Here is a 15,815-nt window from a genome sequence, read left to right as displayed (position 1 = left end):
CCTCATCTGGCGACGGCGACCGCCTCACGTGCAGCTGCCGTGGACTGTAGCGTCCGCGGTCTCTTCGCTCGCCAATCGCGCTGCTGAGCACGCCCAGCAGCGTTGAGCCTCGATCGCGTTCAGAGGAACCGCGAACTCTGAGCGTGGTCCTTTTCTTCCGCCGCCTTCAGGCTGCGCCCCAGCCCCAGATCAACCCTTCAGGAGCTGCCGCGCCATGACGATCCGCTGCACCTGGTTGGTGCCCTCGTAGATTTGCGTGATCTTGGCGTCCCGCATCATCCGCTCGACCGGGTAGTCCCGCGTGTAGCCGTAGCCACCGAGCAACTGCACCGCATCCGTGGTGATCTCCATGGCGGCGTCCGAGGCGAAGCACTTCGCCGCCGCGCCGAAGTAGGTGAGATCGGCGTCGCCGCGCTCCGACTTGCCGGCCGCCGCATAGGTGAGCTGCCGGGCCGCCTCCAGCTTCATGCCCATGTCGGCGAGCATGAACTGGATCCCCTGGAACTCGGCGATCGCCTTGCCGAACTGCCGGCGCTCGGCCACGTACCCCTTGGCGTAGTCGAGCGCGCCCTGCGCGATCCCGACCGCCTGCGCGGCGATGGTGACCCGGGTGTGGTCGAGGGTCTTCATGGCGGTGGCGAAGCCGGTGCCCTCCGCCCCGATCATCCGGTCGGCCGGGATCCGCACGTTGTCGAGGTAGACCTCGCGGGTGGGCGAGCCCTTGATGCCGAGCTTCTTCTCCGGCGCACCGAAGCTCACCCCCGGATCGGACTTCTCGACCACGAAGGCCGAGATGCCCCGGGACCGGGCAGCCGGGTCGGTGACGGCGAAGACCGTGTAGAACTCGGACACCCCGGCGTTCGTGATCCAACGCTTCACACCGTTGAGCACCCAGTGATCCCCGTCACGTACGGCCCTGGTGGTCATCGAGGCCGCGTCGCTGCCCGCCTCCGGCTCGGACAGGCAGTACGAGAACATCGCGTCACCGGCCGCGACCGGCGTCAGGTAACGCCTCTTCAGGTCGGCGGAACCGGCGAGCAACAGGGGCATCGTGCCGAGTTTGTTCACCGCCGGGATCAGCGAGGAGGACGCGCAGGCGCGGGCCACCTCCTCGATCACGATGGCGGTGGCCAGCGCATCGGCGCCCGCGCCGCCGAACTCCTCGGGAATGTGCGGGGCGTGGAAGTCGGCAGCCCGCAGCGCGTCGTAGGACGCCTTGGGGAACTCCCCGGTCTCGTCGGCCTCGGCGGCGTGCGGCGCCACCTTCGCGGCACAGACCTCACGCACCGCCTCCCGGATCGCCTCGTGCTCCTCCGGCAACCGGTAGACGTCGAACGACTCCCCTGCGGCCATCTCGGCCCTCCCCTTCACCGCTATCATGCGCAGTCTGTGACGACTCCTGACCGCCGACCGCGCAGACTGAAGACTAGCGACTGCAGTTCAGGTGATGTTACCGGCGCGTAGGTATGGGCAAGATGGTGCACCTAACGCGCTGGGCGATGATGGAGACCGAGACAGTGAGCCAGCCCTCCGGTGCCCCGCCCAGGCGCCGCAGCAGAATGCGACGCGACGACGCGACGCCAGCGCGAGCGGAGAAGACAGGCGTGACGATCCCCTACCCCACCATCCAGCCGACCCCCGCCATCGCCGCGGTGACCCCGCCCTCAGGCGCACCCCGGCCGCGGGTGACGTTCCTGGGGACCGGTTACCTCGGTGCGACGTACGCCATCTGCTACGCGGAGCTGGGGTACGAGGTACTCGGGTTCGACGTCGACGCCGACAAGATCGCCATGCTGAACGCGGGTCAGGTGCCGATCCACGAGCCCGGCCTGGACGAGCTGCTCCGACGCAACCTCGCCGCCGGCCGCCTCCGGTTCAGCACCGACATCGCCGAGACCGCCGACTTCGGTGACGTGCACTTCATCTGCGTCGGCACCCCGCAGCGGGCCGACGGCATGGGCGCCGACCTGTCGTACGTCGAGGCGTCGGTCACCAGCCTCGCGCAGCACCTGACCCGCAAGGCGTTGATCGTCGGCAAGTCCACCGTGCCGGTCGGCACCGCCGAGTGGGTCGAGCAGCTCGTCGGCAAGCACACCCCGGACGACCTGGACGTCGAGGTGGCCTGGAGCCCCGAGTTCCTCCAGGAGGGCTTCGCCGTCGACGACGTCCTGCGACCCAACCGGATCGTGGTCGGTGTCAAGAGCGAGTGGGCCAACGGCATGCTCTACGCCGCGCACAAGGGCGTGTTCGACCTGGCCGCCACGGAGGACCGCGAGGTGCCCCTGGTGGTCACCGACTTCTCCACCGCCGAGCTGGTCAAGGTCGCCGCGAACGCCTTCCTGGCCACCAAGATCTCCTTCATCAACGCGATGGCCGAGGTCTGCGAGGCGTCCGGCGGTGACGTCACCCAGCTGGCCCGCGCGATCGGCTACGACCCGCGGATCGGCAACCGGTTCCTCCAGGCCGGCCTCGGCTTCGGCGGCGCCTGCCTGCCCAAGGACATCCGCGCCTTCCAGGCCCGCGCCCAGGAGCTGGGCGCCGGCGAGGCGCTGCGCTTCCTGCACGAGGTCGACCTGATCAACCTGCGCCGCCGTACCCGGGTGCTCCAGCTCGCCGCGGACCTGCTCGGCCGCCGTTCCGGCCCCGCCGGCCCGGACTTCTCCGGCACCCGCATCGCCGTACTCGGCGCGACCTTCAAGCCCAACACCGACGACGTCCGCGACGCCCCGGCGCTCGCCGTCGCCGCGCTGCTGCACAAGGCCGGCGCCGAGGTGCACGTGTACGACCCGCAGGGCACCGAGAACGCCCGCCGCGCGGTGCCCGAGTTGACCTACGAGAGCGGCATCAACGAGGCGGTCAGCGGCGCCGACCTGGTCTGCGTCCTCACCGAGTGGGCCGACTTCCGCAACGCCGACCCGGTCGCCCTCGGCGAGTTGGTCAGCGGCCGCAAGGTCGTCGACGGCCGCAACTGCCTCGACCCGGCACTGTGGACCCAGGCCGGCTGGGAGTACCGGGGCATGGGTCGCCCCTGACGAAATCGACGCCCACCGGCCGGTCATCGAGCATCTCGATGGCCGGCCGGTGTCGTTGTTTGCCCCGGACCCGCCGACAAGAGTCGAAATCCGCGCCAGCTTTGGGCATGCTGCGACAGTGGGAGTCCACATTGCGGGTGGAGGGGTGTCGTGGCGACCTTTCAATGCTCCTCGTGCGGCCGGGAGATCAAGCCGGCCGTTCGATGCCCGCACTGTGGGGCAGATCAACCACAGTGGGTCGAGCACCTGGCGGACATTGAGCGTTCGATCGCGGAGATGAAGGCGCGCGACGCCGCCATCGCACGCGAGCAACGGCAGATCGCCGCCAAGATGCAGGCAGCGCTCTTCCAGCGGGACATCCTCGCCCACGCCGGCGAGGAGCGGGTCAAGCAGGCCACCCGGCCACGCCGGGTGCTGCGCCGCCGGCCTGGCCGTCGGCCACCGACCGCCGCCACCACCGGCGCGCCGCCCCGGGTGCCCCGCCAGGGCACCCCACCCGCCCCGGAGGATCCGCCGCCGCCACCGAAGGCCAGCTGGCTGGACGCGGACGACCCGCAGCACCCGCCCGAGGCGTCCTCGCGCGAGGTGCAGAACATCCCCCTCGGGCTCGGCGCGCTGCTGCTCGGGGTGGCCGCGGTGGTCTTCGCCGCGGTGGCCACCAGCTCGATGGACGCGCTGGCCCGGCTCGGCATCCTGCTCCTGGCCACCGTGCTGATGCTGCTCGCCCCACCGGCGCTGGCCCGGCGCGGCCTCACCTCGACCGCCGAGACCATCGCCGCGGTCGGCCTGCTGCTGGTGCCGCTCGCCGGCAACGCCCTCTGGGCGGTCGACCGCATCGGCGCCGGCAGCGCCTCCGCCACGGTCTTCGCCGGGGTGATCTTCGCGGTCACCGCCGCCGTCGCACTCGGGTACGCCCGTTGGACCGGCCTGCGCGTGCCCCGCTTCGCCACCGTGCTCGCCGCGCAGCCGGTGCTGCCCCTGCTGGCGTACGACCAGATCAGCGGCCCGGGAGGCTGGGCCCTGGTGCTCGCCCTGGTCGCCCTCGTCAACCTCGGCCTGGCCCGCTCCGGCGTGACCGTCGAACGCCCCGTCCGGCAGGACCTGCCACCGCCGGGCACGCCGTCGACGCCCCGCCAACGCGACGCGGAGGGCCGACCCGAGGGCGACCCGGAGGAGGCCGCCGAGCTGATCGACCCCAGCGCCGGCTCCACCGACCCGCTGCCGACCCGTCCGGTGCCCGGCCTTCGTGAGCTGACCTGGTTGCTGCACGCGGTGGCGGTCGCCGTCTCCCTGGCGTACGCGGTCACCGCCCTGCTGCGGGCGCAGACCGTGCCGACCGCGACCGGCGCCGGGGTGGTGCTGCTGCTGGCCGCCGCCGTCGGGCTGGCCGGCGCGCTGGTGCTGCGTCGCCCGCCGCTACCCGACGTCGCGGCCGGCATCGTCACCCTGGCGGTGATCGGCGCGCTCAGCCGGATCGCCTCGGTGGCGCTCCCCGGCCGGGCGCTGCTGCTGATCGCGGCGGTCATCACGGTGACCGGGCTGGCGGTCCGCGCGGTCCCGGAGGCGGCCCGACGCGGCCCCCAGATCGCCTCGGCGGTGGCGCTGACCGTCAGCGGCCTGGTGGTCGCCGGCGGCGCACTACGCGCCGGGGTGGCCCCGGTCCGGGCGGCGCTGCCAGCGTGGGACGCCGACCTGAGCCGGTACCCGAGCGAGTTGGCCGCCGCCGTCGGGCCGACCACCTGGCAGCTCGCGGGCGCCGCCTTCCTGCTCACCATCGCTGCGGTGCTGGCCCTGCCCACCGAGATCCGCCGCGAGTTCGCGGTCGCCGGCGCGGCGCTGACCGCGCTCGCCGTCCCGGCCTCGTTCGGTCTCGGCTGGTCGGTGGCACCCTGGCCGATGGTGGTCACCGCGATCGGCATCGGGGTCATCGGGCTCTCCGCCCGCACCGACCGGGCCGCGGCGGCACACGCCATCGGGGCGGCCGTCGTGGGCCTGTTCGGCGCGGGAGCCAGCCTGGCCAGCCCCACCCTCACCGCCGCGGTCCTGATCACCCTGTTCGTGGCCGGCACGCTGGTCGCGTTGGCGCCACGGGTCCGGATCGCCTCGGCCGCCTCCGACACGGTCACCGCCTGGGCCGCCGGAGGGGCCGCGTTCGCGCTGCCCGGGGCGGTGGCCGCGTTCGTGGCCGCCACCATGCCGCGCGACCCGACCCCCACTCCGGCCAGCCTTCGGGAGGTGACCGTCCCGGTCCTGGCGGCCAGCTTCCTGGCGGTCTGTGTGACCCTCGGCTACGCCGCCGTCGTGCAGGTCTCCCAACGCCGCATCCCGGTGCCGCTGTCGGTGGGCACCGGTCTGGGCGCGCTGATGGTCACCGCCGCCGCGTTCGGGGCGCCCGGCGCGACCGTCGCCGACGCCTGGGTGGGCGCGCTCCTGCTGGTCGCGGCAGTGCTGCTGTTCCTGGCCCCGTCCATCGACGCCGGCCGTCGAGCCGACCTCACCCTCGACGGCTCGGACCTGGCCGCCGCGGCGGTCACCACCGCCCTGGTCGCCACACTGGTGCGGATCGGGGCCGTACTCGCCCCGGGCGGGCAGTTGGCGGTGGCCGCCGCCCTGATGCTGGTGGTCGCCGTGGGCGCCCGCAGCATGCCGGAGGAGTGGCGGCGCGGTCCGATCCTCGGCCTCGCCGTCGGCGGCGCCCTCGTCGGCGTACTCGCCGGCTGGTCGGCCGTGCGCGGTGGGGTCGGCGTGCTCGCCACGCCCGGCCCGATCTGGCGGGGCGACCTGGGCGACTGGCCGGCCGCCCCGGTCGGCGGCGCCACCTGGCAGGCTCCCGTCGCGCTGGCGCTGCTGGCCCTCGCCGCCGGCATCCTGCTCCCCCCGCCCTGGCGCTGGGACGTGTCCGGCGTGGCGGTGGTGCTCGCCACCATCGGCGCGCCCGCCGCATTCGACCTGCCCTGGTGGTCACCGGTCCTGGTCGGCGGCATGGTCGCCACCGTGTTCGGCATGGCCGCGGTGGCCACCGAGGAGGCCCGCGCCGGGCTGTCCCGGGCCACCGTGGCCGGGGTCGTCGCCTTGCACACCGCCGGAGCCGGACTGGTCCGACCGTGGACCACGGCGTTGGCGCTGGGCAGCATCGCGCTGATCGGCGTGGTGGTGGCCACGCTGGCCCGCGTCCTCGCCGGCCCGCAGGTCGGCGACATCGACACCGAGGGAATGCCGCCGCACCTGGCGCAGATCGGCGGTGCGGCGATCGGCGCCGCGCTGCTGGCCCTACCCGGCGCGGTGGCGGCGCTGTCCGCCGAGTTCGAACACTCGGCGCAGGTGGTGCTGACGTCCGCGCTGGCCGCCACCAGCCTCGGCCTGGCCGCCGTCGCCGCGGTCCGCCGGCAGGTGCCGCAATACCTGCCCTGGGTCAGCGTGGCGGTGGTCGGCGGGGCCACCATCAGCGCCCTCGCCGCCATCCCCACCGGCCTCGCCGCGGGCGTCTACGCGGCAGCCGCCGCCCTGCTCGGCGTGTTGGCCGAGCTGATCCGGGCGGCCACCGTGCCCCCCACCGGCTCCGCTCAGCCGGTGCGGCGCTGGGCGGTACGACTCGACGGCGCGCTACGCCGACTGCCCGACGACCCGGAGCGACGGCGGTGGCGGGTCAACCCGGCCGCCGGTGCGTTGGCCGCGGCGGCCCTGCCGACCGCGCTGGCGCTCGCCTCGATCGCACCCGCGCTGGTCGCCGCCCTGGTCGAGCCGCACCGCACGCTGACCCGGATCTGGCAGGGCCCACCCCCGGAACTGCTCACCCCGCCCCCGGACGTGGTGGACCCCACCCACGTGCTCACGGCGCTGCTGCTCACCGCGACGGCGGCACTCGCCGCCACCGGTTTCAGCGGAGGTCGACGCTCCCGTGCCGTGCCGGTGGTGCTGCCCGGGGCCGCCGTCACGCTGCTGATCGCGCCGATCGCGCTGGGCAGCGGTTGGCCGGCGAGCACCCTCGCGGCGCTGTCCGTCTTCACCATCGCGATGCTCGGTCTCGCGCTGACCCCACCACCGCCGCTGGTCGAGCCGGCCCGCTCGCTGCGGCTGGCCCGGGTCCTGGTGTTCGTCATCGGGTTGGCGGCCGGCGGCGCCGGGCTGGCCGGCAGCCTCGCCGCCCGCGAGCTGACCCTGTTCACTCTCGGCGGGGCGGTCGGCGTGGGCGTGGTGGCGGCCCTGTTCGGGACCACCCAGCGGGCCCGCATCCTCGGCTGGCTCTTCGCCTCGTTGATGGCGCAACTCTTCGTCCTCACCGCCGGCCTGGTCGCCGGGTTGGCCGCGGTCTGGTCGGCGTTCGGGGTGCTCGCGGTCGGAGCGGCCCTGCAGGTGTTCGCGGCGGTCCTGCCCCGGCTGCGCCAACCGGAGGCGCAGCGGGAGGCCGCCACGGTGCAGTGGAGCGGCTACGCCGCCGCCCTGATCGCACTGGCCCTCGCCTTCGACTCGCCCCGACACATCGCCGCCCTGCTGGCCGCCTGGGGTGCTGTCCTCGGCGTGGCGGCGACCCGGCCCGGCCGCCGGCCGGTGGAACGCCGGATCCTGTTCTGGGCGGTGGTGGTCTGCGAGATCACCGCATGGTGGATCCTGATGCGCGTCGCCGACGTGGCGCTGCCCGAGGCGTACACGCTGCCGTTCGCCGCGCTGGCCCTCCTCGTGGGAGTCCTGGAGCTGCGCCACCGGCCCGACCTGAGCAGCTGGGTGGCGTACGGTCCGGCGCTGGTCGCCGCATTCGTACCGACGCTGGCCATCGTGCTGGCCACCGAGTCCAGCACGATGCGGCAGATGCTGCTGCTGCTCGGCGCGGTCGCGGTGCTGATCTTCGGATCGTCCAGTCGGCAGCAGGCGCCGGTGATCGTCGGCGCGTCGGTCACCGCGATAACCGCGATCCACGCCCTGTTCAGCCTCGGCCCATGGCTGGCGCTGATCCCGGTGGGCATCCTGCTGCTGGTCCTTGGCGCGAGCAACGAACGCCGCCGCCGAGCCCAAGAACGCCTACAAACCGCCCTACGCGGAATGAGATGAGACGGAAGCCCGATCGACCCCCTTTGAACTCGGGGCGCGCGGGCGTGAACCGAGCCCGCGAGTCGACCTTGCGCGATCTTGCACTTTCTGTCGCGGCATAAGGCGTGAACGCCGCAAAGCGGCATGCCAAAGTGCAAGATCGCGGGGGCGGGGGGGTGGGGTAGGGCGGGACGGGGGTGGGGTGGGGGTGGGGACTAGGGCAGGGTGGCTTGGAGGGCGGCTTCCTTGGTTGCCACCAGCTTTTCCAGGTCCTGCTGGTAGGTCGCCATCTTGGCGCGCAGGTCCTCGTCGGCCGCGCCGAGGATGCGGACGGCGAGCAGGCCCGCGTTGCGGGCGTTGCCGATCGACACGGTGGCGACCGGGATCCCGGCCGGCATCTGCACGATGGACAGCAGCGAATCCATGCCGTCGAGGTGCTTCAGCGGCACCGGCACGCCGATCACCGGCAGCGGCGTCACCGAGGCGACCATGCCCGGCAGCGCGGCGGCACCCCCGGCCCCAGCGATGATCACCTTGAGGCCCCGGTCGGCGGCGTCCCGGCCGTACTCGATCATCGCGACCGGCGTCCGGTGTGCCGAGATCACGCGCACCTCGTACGCCACCCCGAAGTCGTCAAGCACCTCGGCGGCGGCCCGCATGGTCGGCCAGTCCGAATCGCTGCCCATGATCAGCCCAACCGTGCTCACTGCCGCCCTCTCGTCGTTCCCGACCGCGTCGCTGTTGCCGACCGCGTCGCTGTTGCCGACCGCGTCGCTCACTCGTGCCCCTCGCGCAGCCAACGCGCGGCTCGCGCGGCCCGTGCCCGCAGGTCGTCCAGGTCCTCGCCGAGCACCGTGACGTGCCCGATCTTGCGGCCGGGTCGCACCTGCTTGCCGTACAGGTGCACCTTGGCACCCGGCTCGGCGGCGAAGAGATGGTGCAACCGCTCGTCGATCGAGATCCCGCCCGGCTCACCGCCGAGCACGTTCGCCGACACCACCACCGGGGCGGCCAGCGCGGTGTCCCCCATCGGGTAGTCCAGCACCGCCCGCAGGTGCTGCTCGAACTGCGAGGTGCGAGCACCCTCGATGGTCCAGTGCCCGGAGTTGTGCGGGCGCATCGCCAGCTCGTTGACGACGATCGCGGGCCGGCCGGCGGCGTCGCGGACCTCGAACAGCTCCACCGCCAGCAGCCCGATCACACCGAGCGCGGTGGCCAGGTCGATGGCGAGTTGCTGCGCCGAAACCGCCAACTCCTCGTCCAGGCCGGGCGCCGGGGCCAGCACCTCGACGTTGATGCCGTCCCGCTGCACCGTCTCGACCACCGGGTACGCGGCCACCTGACCGAACGGCGAACGGGCCACCTGCACGGCCAACTCCCGCCGCAACGGCACCCGTTCCTCGACGATCAACCGGGTGCCGCCGGCGAGCAACGTGGCCGCCAACTCGGTGGCCTGCGCGGCGTCGTCGACCATCCAGACGCCCCGGCCGTCGTAGCCGCCCCGGGCCGCCTTGAGCACGACCGGCCAGCCGACCTGCTCGCCGAAGCCGACCAGGTCGGCGGGCTCACCGACCGGCCGCCACACCGGGTTGGGCGCGCCCAACTCGGTCAGGCGTTCCCGCATGGCCTGCTTGTCCTGGGCGAACAGCAGGGCGTCCGCGGGCGGGTACAGGGTCACCCCTTCCGCCGCCAGCGTGCGGATGTGCTCGGACGGCACATGCTCGTGGTCGAAGGTGACGACATCGCAGCCCTTGGCGAAGGTGCGCAGGGCGGCCAGGTCGGTGTGGTCGCCGTACTGGACGTCGGCGGCGACCAGCGCCGCGCCGTCGTCGGGGGCGGTTGCGAGCACACGCAGTGACTGGCCGAGGGCGATCGCGGCCTGGTGGGTCATCCGGGCCAACTGGCCGCCACCCACCATGCCGACAACTGGCAGACCGGTACGGGAATCCATAGCGCGGCCAGCCTATCCGGGCCGCCGACGGGCCCACCCGGAGGGCTGGTGACCCGCCTCGGCGGCGTGGGAGAGGGCACCCGGCGGGTGACGCGGGCGACTACCGGGCGTGGCGGTGCACTCAGCTCAGCTCGGCGACCAGGTCCTCGACCGAGGTGACCGGCCGCTGGCAGACGAAGCCCCGGCAGACGTACGCGGCGGACCGCCCGTCGACCAGCGGACGGTCGGCGAGCAGCGGCACTCCCGGCTGGTCCGGCCGCCCGGCGACGACCACCGCCCCGGGCGGAGCGTGCCGGCGGGCGGCGGCCACCAGCGGGTCACCGGCCGGGTCTTCGGTGGCCACGGCGATCTCGTACGGCCCGGAGAGCAACGCCTCGCCGACCATGGCCGCGTACCCGGTGAACCGGGGGTGCCGCCCGACGATCGGTGCGACAGTGCCGAGGGCGGCTTCGGCGGCCTCCCGGTAGCGCGTCTCCCCGGTCAGCGCCGTGTACGCCACCAGCCCGGCGATTAACGCCGACCGGCCGGACGGGGTGGCGTTGTCGGTCGGGTCGGCCGGCCGGGCGACCAGCCGCTCCGCGTCGTCGGCGGTGTCGTAGAAGGCGCCGCCGGGCGCGGCGAAGTGCGCCAGGGCGGTGTCCAACAGTTCGCCGGCCAGGGCGAGCCAGCGGCCCTCGCCGGTGAGCTGGTGCAGCGCGCAGAATGCCTCGGCCACGCAGCCGTAGTCCTCCAGGACACCGGCCGGCTCGCCGACCCTGCCGTCCCGGGAGACCCGACGCAGCCGGCCGTCGACCAGGTGCACGCTGGCCAGGTGTTCGGCGGCCTGGCGCATCGCCCCGTCGGCGACGATGGTCACGCCGTCCATGAGGTTGGCGTCCTCGTCCTGCGGGGACGCGTAGAGGGCGGCGACCTGCTGGAACTCGGCGATGGCGGTGATCGCCAAACCGTTCCAGGCGGCCACCACCTTGTCGTCGAGGGCCGGCTGCGGGCGGGTGTCCCGGGCGGCCAGCAGCCGACCGACCACCTGCTGCCAACGGGCACGCACCTCGGGCGCGGCATCGTCCACGTCCCGGGCGAGCCGGAGCACGCTCATGCCCTTCTCGAAGGTCCCCTCGTCGGTCACGGTGAACAGGTCGGCGGCGAACCGGCCGTCCTGCTCGCCCAACGCCTCGACGAGTTGGGCGGGCGTCCAGGCATAGGTGAGCCCCTCGACGCCCTCGGTGTCGGCGTCCAGTGCGGACGCGAACCCCTGCCCCGGCCGGTGCAGCTCGTCGGCGAGGAACCGGGCGGTGTCCCGGGCCACCCGGCGGGCCAGCGGGTCGCCGGTGAGTCGCCACAGCTGGGTGTAGACCCGCAGCAGCAGCGCGTTGTCGTAGAGCATCTTCTCGAAGTGCGGCACCGTCCAGTGCGCGTCCACCGAATACCTGGCGAAGCCGCCCGCCAGCTGGTCGTAGATGCCGCCGCGGGCCATCGCCTCAGCGGTGTGCCGGGTGACCTCCAGGCTGCCCGGGTCGCCGGTGCGCTGGTGGTGGCGCAGCAGGAAGAGCAGGTTCATGTGCGGTGGAAACTTCGGGGCGCCGCCGAACCCGCCGTTCGTCGCGTCGTACTCGCTGGCCAGTTTGGTGGCCGCCGCGTCGAGCAACGCCGCGTCCAGCGGGGCGGTGGGGCCGCCCACGGCCTGCGCGCCGCCGATCGCCTCGACCACGGCGGCGCCCTGACCCAGCACCGCCTCGCGCTGCTCCCGCCAGGCGGTGGCGACCGACTGGAGCAACTGGACGAAGTTGGGTCGCGGGAAATAGGTGCCGCAGAAGAACGGGGTGCCGTCCGGGGTGGCGAAGACGGTCATCGGCCAACCACCCTGGCCGGTCATCGCCTGGGTCGCGGTCATGTAGACCGCGTCCACGTCCGGGCGCTCCTCACGATCCACCTTGATCGACACGAAGTTGTCGTTCATCAGGGCGCCGACCTGGGCGTTCTCGAACGACTCGTGCGCCATGACGTGACACCAGTGGCAAGCCGCGTAGCCGACCGAGATGAGCACCGGAACGTCCCGACGCTTCGCCTCGGCGAACGCCTCGTCCGACCAGGGCCACCAGTCGACCGGGTTGTCGGCGTGCTGGAGCAGGTACGGACTTGTGGCGTCGGCGAGTCGGTTCACCTGACGACCATAGCCAGCCCCGGCGCAGACCGCGCGGGCTCCACCCGGACGGTCGCCCGCCCGCCTCCGGTCCGGGCCGCCACGGCCCGGACCGGAGACCCGTCAGCCCTTCTTGAGCCGGACCACGGCGGTGTCGGCGTCGCCGACGAAGACGTCGTACGTGGTGTCGTAGGAGGTGGCGTTCGCGGACACCGTCACGGCACCGGGCCGGAACGGGACCGCTGTGAACGTGGATGTGCTGGACGTCCAGGCGATCGGCGCGCCGGGAGTGCAGGCCGCCTCCGCCCGGACGGTGCCCTCGGCCCGCTGACCATGCCACGTCTGGGTGACGCTGCCCTCCACGTACACCGTGGCCGGTGCGGTGCAGGTGACCGTGCCGTGCACCGTCACCTCGCCGGCCCGGGTGTCGATCGTGCCCGACCCGGCCACGTCGACGCCGACGACGAGGACCGGGGGTGCCGGCGGGTTGGTGACGTGCACCTCACCGCGCGCCGAACCGGTGCTGTAGGTGCAGCGCTGCTCGAAGGTGGCGTCGAAACGCTCCAGATAGCCGTGCGGGCCCCAGGAGATGTCGGTGACGGTGAACGTGCCGGTCTGCCCGAACGAACAGATTCGGTCCGCACCGGTCAGGGCGATGCCGGGCAGAGAACTCTCGTAGGTGTTCTCGGTGGCGCCGGTGTAGGTGCCAACGGCCAGCGGCTGGCCGACGGGCGCGCTCAACTCGATGGTCCATGGGCCGGTGGGCGGGTCGAAGACCTGGACGGTGAGGTGGTTCGTCGTGCCCCAGACGTTGAAGCCGTCCCCGGAGGCGGTGGCGAACGAGAAGTTGCCGCCCTCGGTGACCGGGTCGTCCGGATCACCGGTGACCGTCAGCGAGGCGGACTGAGGTGCCTTGGCCTGTGCGGGTGCGGCGACGGCCAGCGCGCCAAACGCCGCGACGGCCAGCGCGAGCGCGGCACCGAGGATGGGACGTTTCCCGGAGAGTCGCATGATGTCCCTTCGAGAGAGGACGTGGAAGATCAACGCATCCACGCAGATCAATCGACTCTAAGGGGTTGGCGGCCGGATGGCCGCCCCGTCCGAAACCGATCAGGCGAGGTCGCCCCGACTGCTCAGGAGGCGCCGTCGGCGCGGAGCCGGAACACGTTCGACTCCGCCGAGTCGCGCAGCGACCCCAGCACCGCACCGATCTTGTCGGCCGGCATCGGCTTGAAGAAGTGGTAGCCCTGCGCAGAGGTGCACCCCAGCTCGGCCAGGGCCATCCGCTGCTCGGCGGTCTCCACGCCTTCGGCGACCACCCGCAGCCCCAACTCGTGGGCGAGGCCCACGGTCGTCCGGACGATCGCCGCGGCCTCCGGCGAGTCGGCCATCCGGATCACGAACGAGCGGTCCACCTTCAACTCGTCCACCGCGATGCGGGTGAGGAAGGTCAGTGACGAGAAGCCGGTGCCGAAGTCGTCGACCGCGAGTTGCACGCCCATCGAACGGAGCGTCGCCAACACCTCGTCGATGACCTCCAGCTCGCTCATCACCACGGTCTCGGTGATCTCCAGGACCAGCCGGCGCGGGGGCACCTGGTGTCGGCGCAGCGCCTCGGCGATCTCCGCCGGCAACCGGGGGTCGAGCAGGCTGCGCGCCGACAGGTTGACCGAGATCGGAACGTCCAGCCCCTCCCGGGCCCAGCTGGCGGCCACGCTGAGCGCCTTGTTCAGCACGTAGCGGGTGAAGGTGCCGAGCTGCTCGCTGTTTTCCACCGGCCGGATGAAGTCGGCGGGGTTCAGCCACCCCCGGCGGGGGTGCTGCCAACGGATCAGCGCCTCCACCCCGGTGGGCGCACCCGTCGCCAGGTCGACCGCCGGCTGCAACGCCAGCACCAGCTGGTCGTCGACCTTCAACGCCTCCCGCAACTCGGCCAGCAGGGCGAGCTGATCGGTGCTGGCCGCGTCGCGGGCGCCGTCGTACGCGGCGACGTTGCCGCCGCCCTCCTTGGCCTGGTACATCGCGATGTCGGCCCGACGCAGCAGCTCGGTCAGGTCCGCGGTGCCTGCGGCGGCCACCACCACCCCGACCGAGACCTCGATGGACATCCGTACGCCGGCCACCTCGGTCGGCGCGGCCAGCCGCTCGGCGATCTCACGGGCCTGGCGCAGGGCGTGGGCCATCGGGGCGGCCCGATCGCCGAGCACCGGCACCGCCGTGAGCAGCAGGGCGAACTCGTCGCCGCCGAGCCGGCCGAGCAGGTCGCCGGAACGGACCAGCGCGTTGAGTCGGTTCGCGGTCAGCCGCAGCAGCTGGTCACCCGCGGCGTGGCCGAGGGTGTCGTTGACTTCCTTGAACTGGTTGATGTCCAGCAACAGCAGCGCCACCGGGTGATCGTGGCCGAGCTGACGCAGCGACTGATCACCCTTGCTGAGCATCGCCGCCCGGTTGGCCAGCCCGGTGAGTGGGTCGTGCACCGCCTCGTACGACGAACGGGCGGTCACCAGCCGCAGCTCGTGGTGGGTCGCGGCGTCGTGCAGCGCGGCGGCGAGCGCGTCGCCGAACGCGGCCACCGCGTCGCGTTCCCGGGCCGTGGGCGGCGCCGAGCGGGGGAACCGCACCCGCAGTCGCCCGACCGGCGCGGCGCCGACCGCCAGCGTCCGGCTCAGCTCGTGCTCGTCCGGCTCGGACTCGTCCGGGGGGCCCGCCTCCCGGTCGACGAGTTGACCGCTGGCGTCGCCCCGGTAGCGGTGCCACCGGCCGTCGGCCCGAGCCACGTCGACGTCCACCAGTTCGGCGTTGAACAGCGTCAGCGCCCCGGTTACCGCCGCGCTGGCCACGCCCCGCTCGTCGAGCTGGTTGAGGGCCGCGGTGGCCTCGGCGAAGGCGCGCCAGGTGCGGCGCTCCTGATCGGAGCGCAGCCGGTAACGGTAGGTCTGTTGCAGCAGCCACAGCAGCGGCGGCAACAACAGCAGCCAGCGCGGGTCCAGCTCCAGCAGGGCGACCACGACGAGGCCGACGGCCACGTTGCCGACGAACATCAGCAGCTTGCCGCGCAGCGCGGCGAGCAGCGGCGGCCCGATCGGCAGCCCGTGTCGCAGGCTCAGCGTCACGCCGCCCAGCCAGGCGGTCACCAGGAGGTAGGTCACCGAACCGGCGATCACGGCCAGCGCCAGCATCGGGGTGGGTGGGGAGAGCAGTGGTCGCCCCAGTGCGGTGGTCACGGACACGGCCAGTGCCGACGCGGAAGCCAGCGACGCGGCGATCCGGAGGATCTCCAGGGCCGGACGGCGGTCGCTGTGCAGGGACAGCATCGTCCAGGCCAGCCCGGTGCCGAGCAGCGTGGCGGACGGGAGCCAACCGGCGGGGGTCAGGTAGAGACAGACGATCAGCGCGGCCTCGCCCCAGGTGATGCTGACCATGCCGGCGGCCGAACGGAACCGCAGTCGGGCGAGCTGGGCCAGGGCGAGGACGGCCACAGCGATGCCGAAGCGGGCCGGACCGCCGAGGGGGTCGTCGGCCGGCAGCCGGACCGGGAGGGTCAACCCGACCGCGGCGGCGGCCAGGGCGGTCAGCGTCACGGCGGCGGTGAGCACGAGCAGCCGGCCCGGAGTGCCACGCACCCCGAGCCGATCGAACGGGTCGCCGGTCGGACCGGAGGTCATCGACC

Annotated in this window: 8 protein-coding genes; 2 read left to right on the top strand and 6 right to left on the bottom strand. The window is 73.1% G+C overall.

The window, feature by feature from the left end; genetic code table 11:
* Positions 1–189: 189 nt before the first annotated feature.
* Positions 190–1,353, bottom strand: coding sequence for an acyl-CoA dehydrogenase family protein (locus AB0J33_RS05275; protein WP_363610008.1), 1,164 nt, complete (start codon positions 1,351–1,353; stop codon positions 190–192).
* A gap of 251 nt (positions 1,354–1,604) precedes the next feature.
* Here AB0J33_RS05275 and AB0J33_RS05270 point away from each other — a divergent pair, with 251 nt between their 5' ends.
* The gene (locus AB0J33_RS05270) at positions 1,605–3,032 is read left to right on the top strand and encodes a UDP-glucose/GDP-mannose dehydrogenase family protein (RefSeq protein ID WP_363610006.1); all 1,428 of its coding nucleotides are present in this window, start codon (positions 1,605–1,607) and stop codon (positions 3,030–3,032) included.
* 150 nt (positions 3,033–3,182) lie between these two features.
* A complete protein-coding gene (locus tag AB0J33_RS05265) occupies positions 3,183–8,078 on the top strand; it encodes a permease (RefSeq protein WP_363610004.1) in 4,896 nt (1,631 codons plus the stop codon).
* A gap of 194 nt (positions 8,079–8,272) precedes the next feature.
* On the opposite strand, the gene purE is transcribed toward AB0J33_RS05265, so the two are convergent.
* From purE to AB0J33_RS05240, 5 genes are all read right to left on the bottom strand, one after another.
* Complete coding sequence (gene purE, locus AB0J33_RS05260) at positions 8,273–8,764, bottom strand: 5-(carboxyamino)imidazole ribonucleotide mutase (protein WP_363610252.1); 492 nt, start codon at positions 8,762–8,764, stop codon at positions 8,273–8,275.
* Positions 8,765–8,832: 68 nt separating this feature from the next.
* Positions 8,833–10,008, bottom strand: coding sequence for a 5-(carboxyamino)imidazole ribonucleotide synthase (locus AB0J33_RS05255; protein WP_363610002.1), 1,176 nt, complete (start codon positions 10,006–10,008; stop codon positions 8,833–8,835).
* 121 nt (positions 10,009–10,129) lie between these two features.
* Positions 10,130–12,166, bottom strand: coding sequence for a thioredoxin domain-containing protein (locus tag AB0J33_RS05250; protein WP_363610000.1), 2,037 nt, complete (start codon positions 12,164–12,166; stop codon positions 10,130–10,132).
* Between the two features lie 102 nt (positions 12,167–12,268).
* Positions 12,269–13,198 (bottom strand): hypothetical protein, encoded by a 930-nt coding sequence (locus AB0J33_RS05245; RefSeq protein ID WP_363609998.1) that lies wholly within the window; start codon positions 13,196–13,198, stop codon positions 12,269–12,271.
* Positions 13,199–13,278: 80 nt separating this feature from the next.
* The gene (locus tag AB0J33_RS05240; protein ID WP_363609996.1) at positions 13,279–15,810 is read right to left on the bottom strand and encodes a bifunctional diguanylate cyclase/phosphodiesterase; all 2,532 of its coding nucleotides are present in this window, start codon (positions 15,808–15,810) and stop codon (positions 13,279–13,281) included.
* Positions 15,811–15,815 lie beyond the last annotated feature (5 nt).

Source organism: Micromonospora sp. NPDC049645, from assembly GCF_040675155.1.
Taxonomy (GTDB): Bacteria; Actinomycetota; Actinomycetes; order Mycobacteriales; family Micromonosporaceae; genus Micromonospora.
Note: the sequence above shows the minus strand (reverse complement) of the source record. Positions and strands in the feature narration are given on the sequence as shown.

What these genes read in the sequence shown, in the direction of transcription:
- AB0J33_RS05275 (WP_363610008.1), bottom strand. Translation starts at nt 1,353, where the DNA reads ATGGCCGCAGGGGAGTCGTTCGACGTCTACCGGTTGCCGGAGGAGCAC.
- AB0J33_RS05255 (WP_363610002.1), bottom strand. Translation starts at nt 10,008, where the DNA reads ATGGATTCCCGTACCGGTCTGCCAGTTGTCGGCATGGTGGGTGGCGGC.
- AB0J33_RS05240 (WP_363609996.1), bottom strand. Translation starts at nt 15,810, where the DNA reads ATGACCTCCGGTCCGACCGGCGACCCGTTCGATCGGCTCGGGGTGCGT.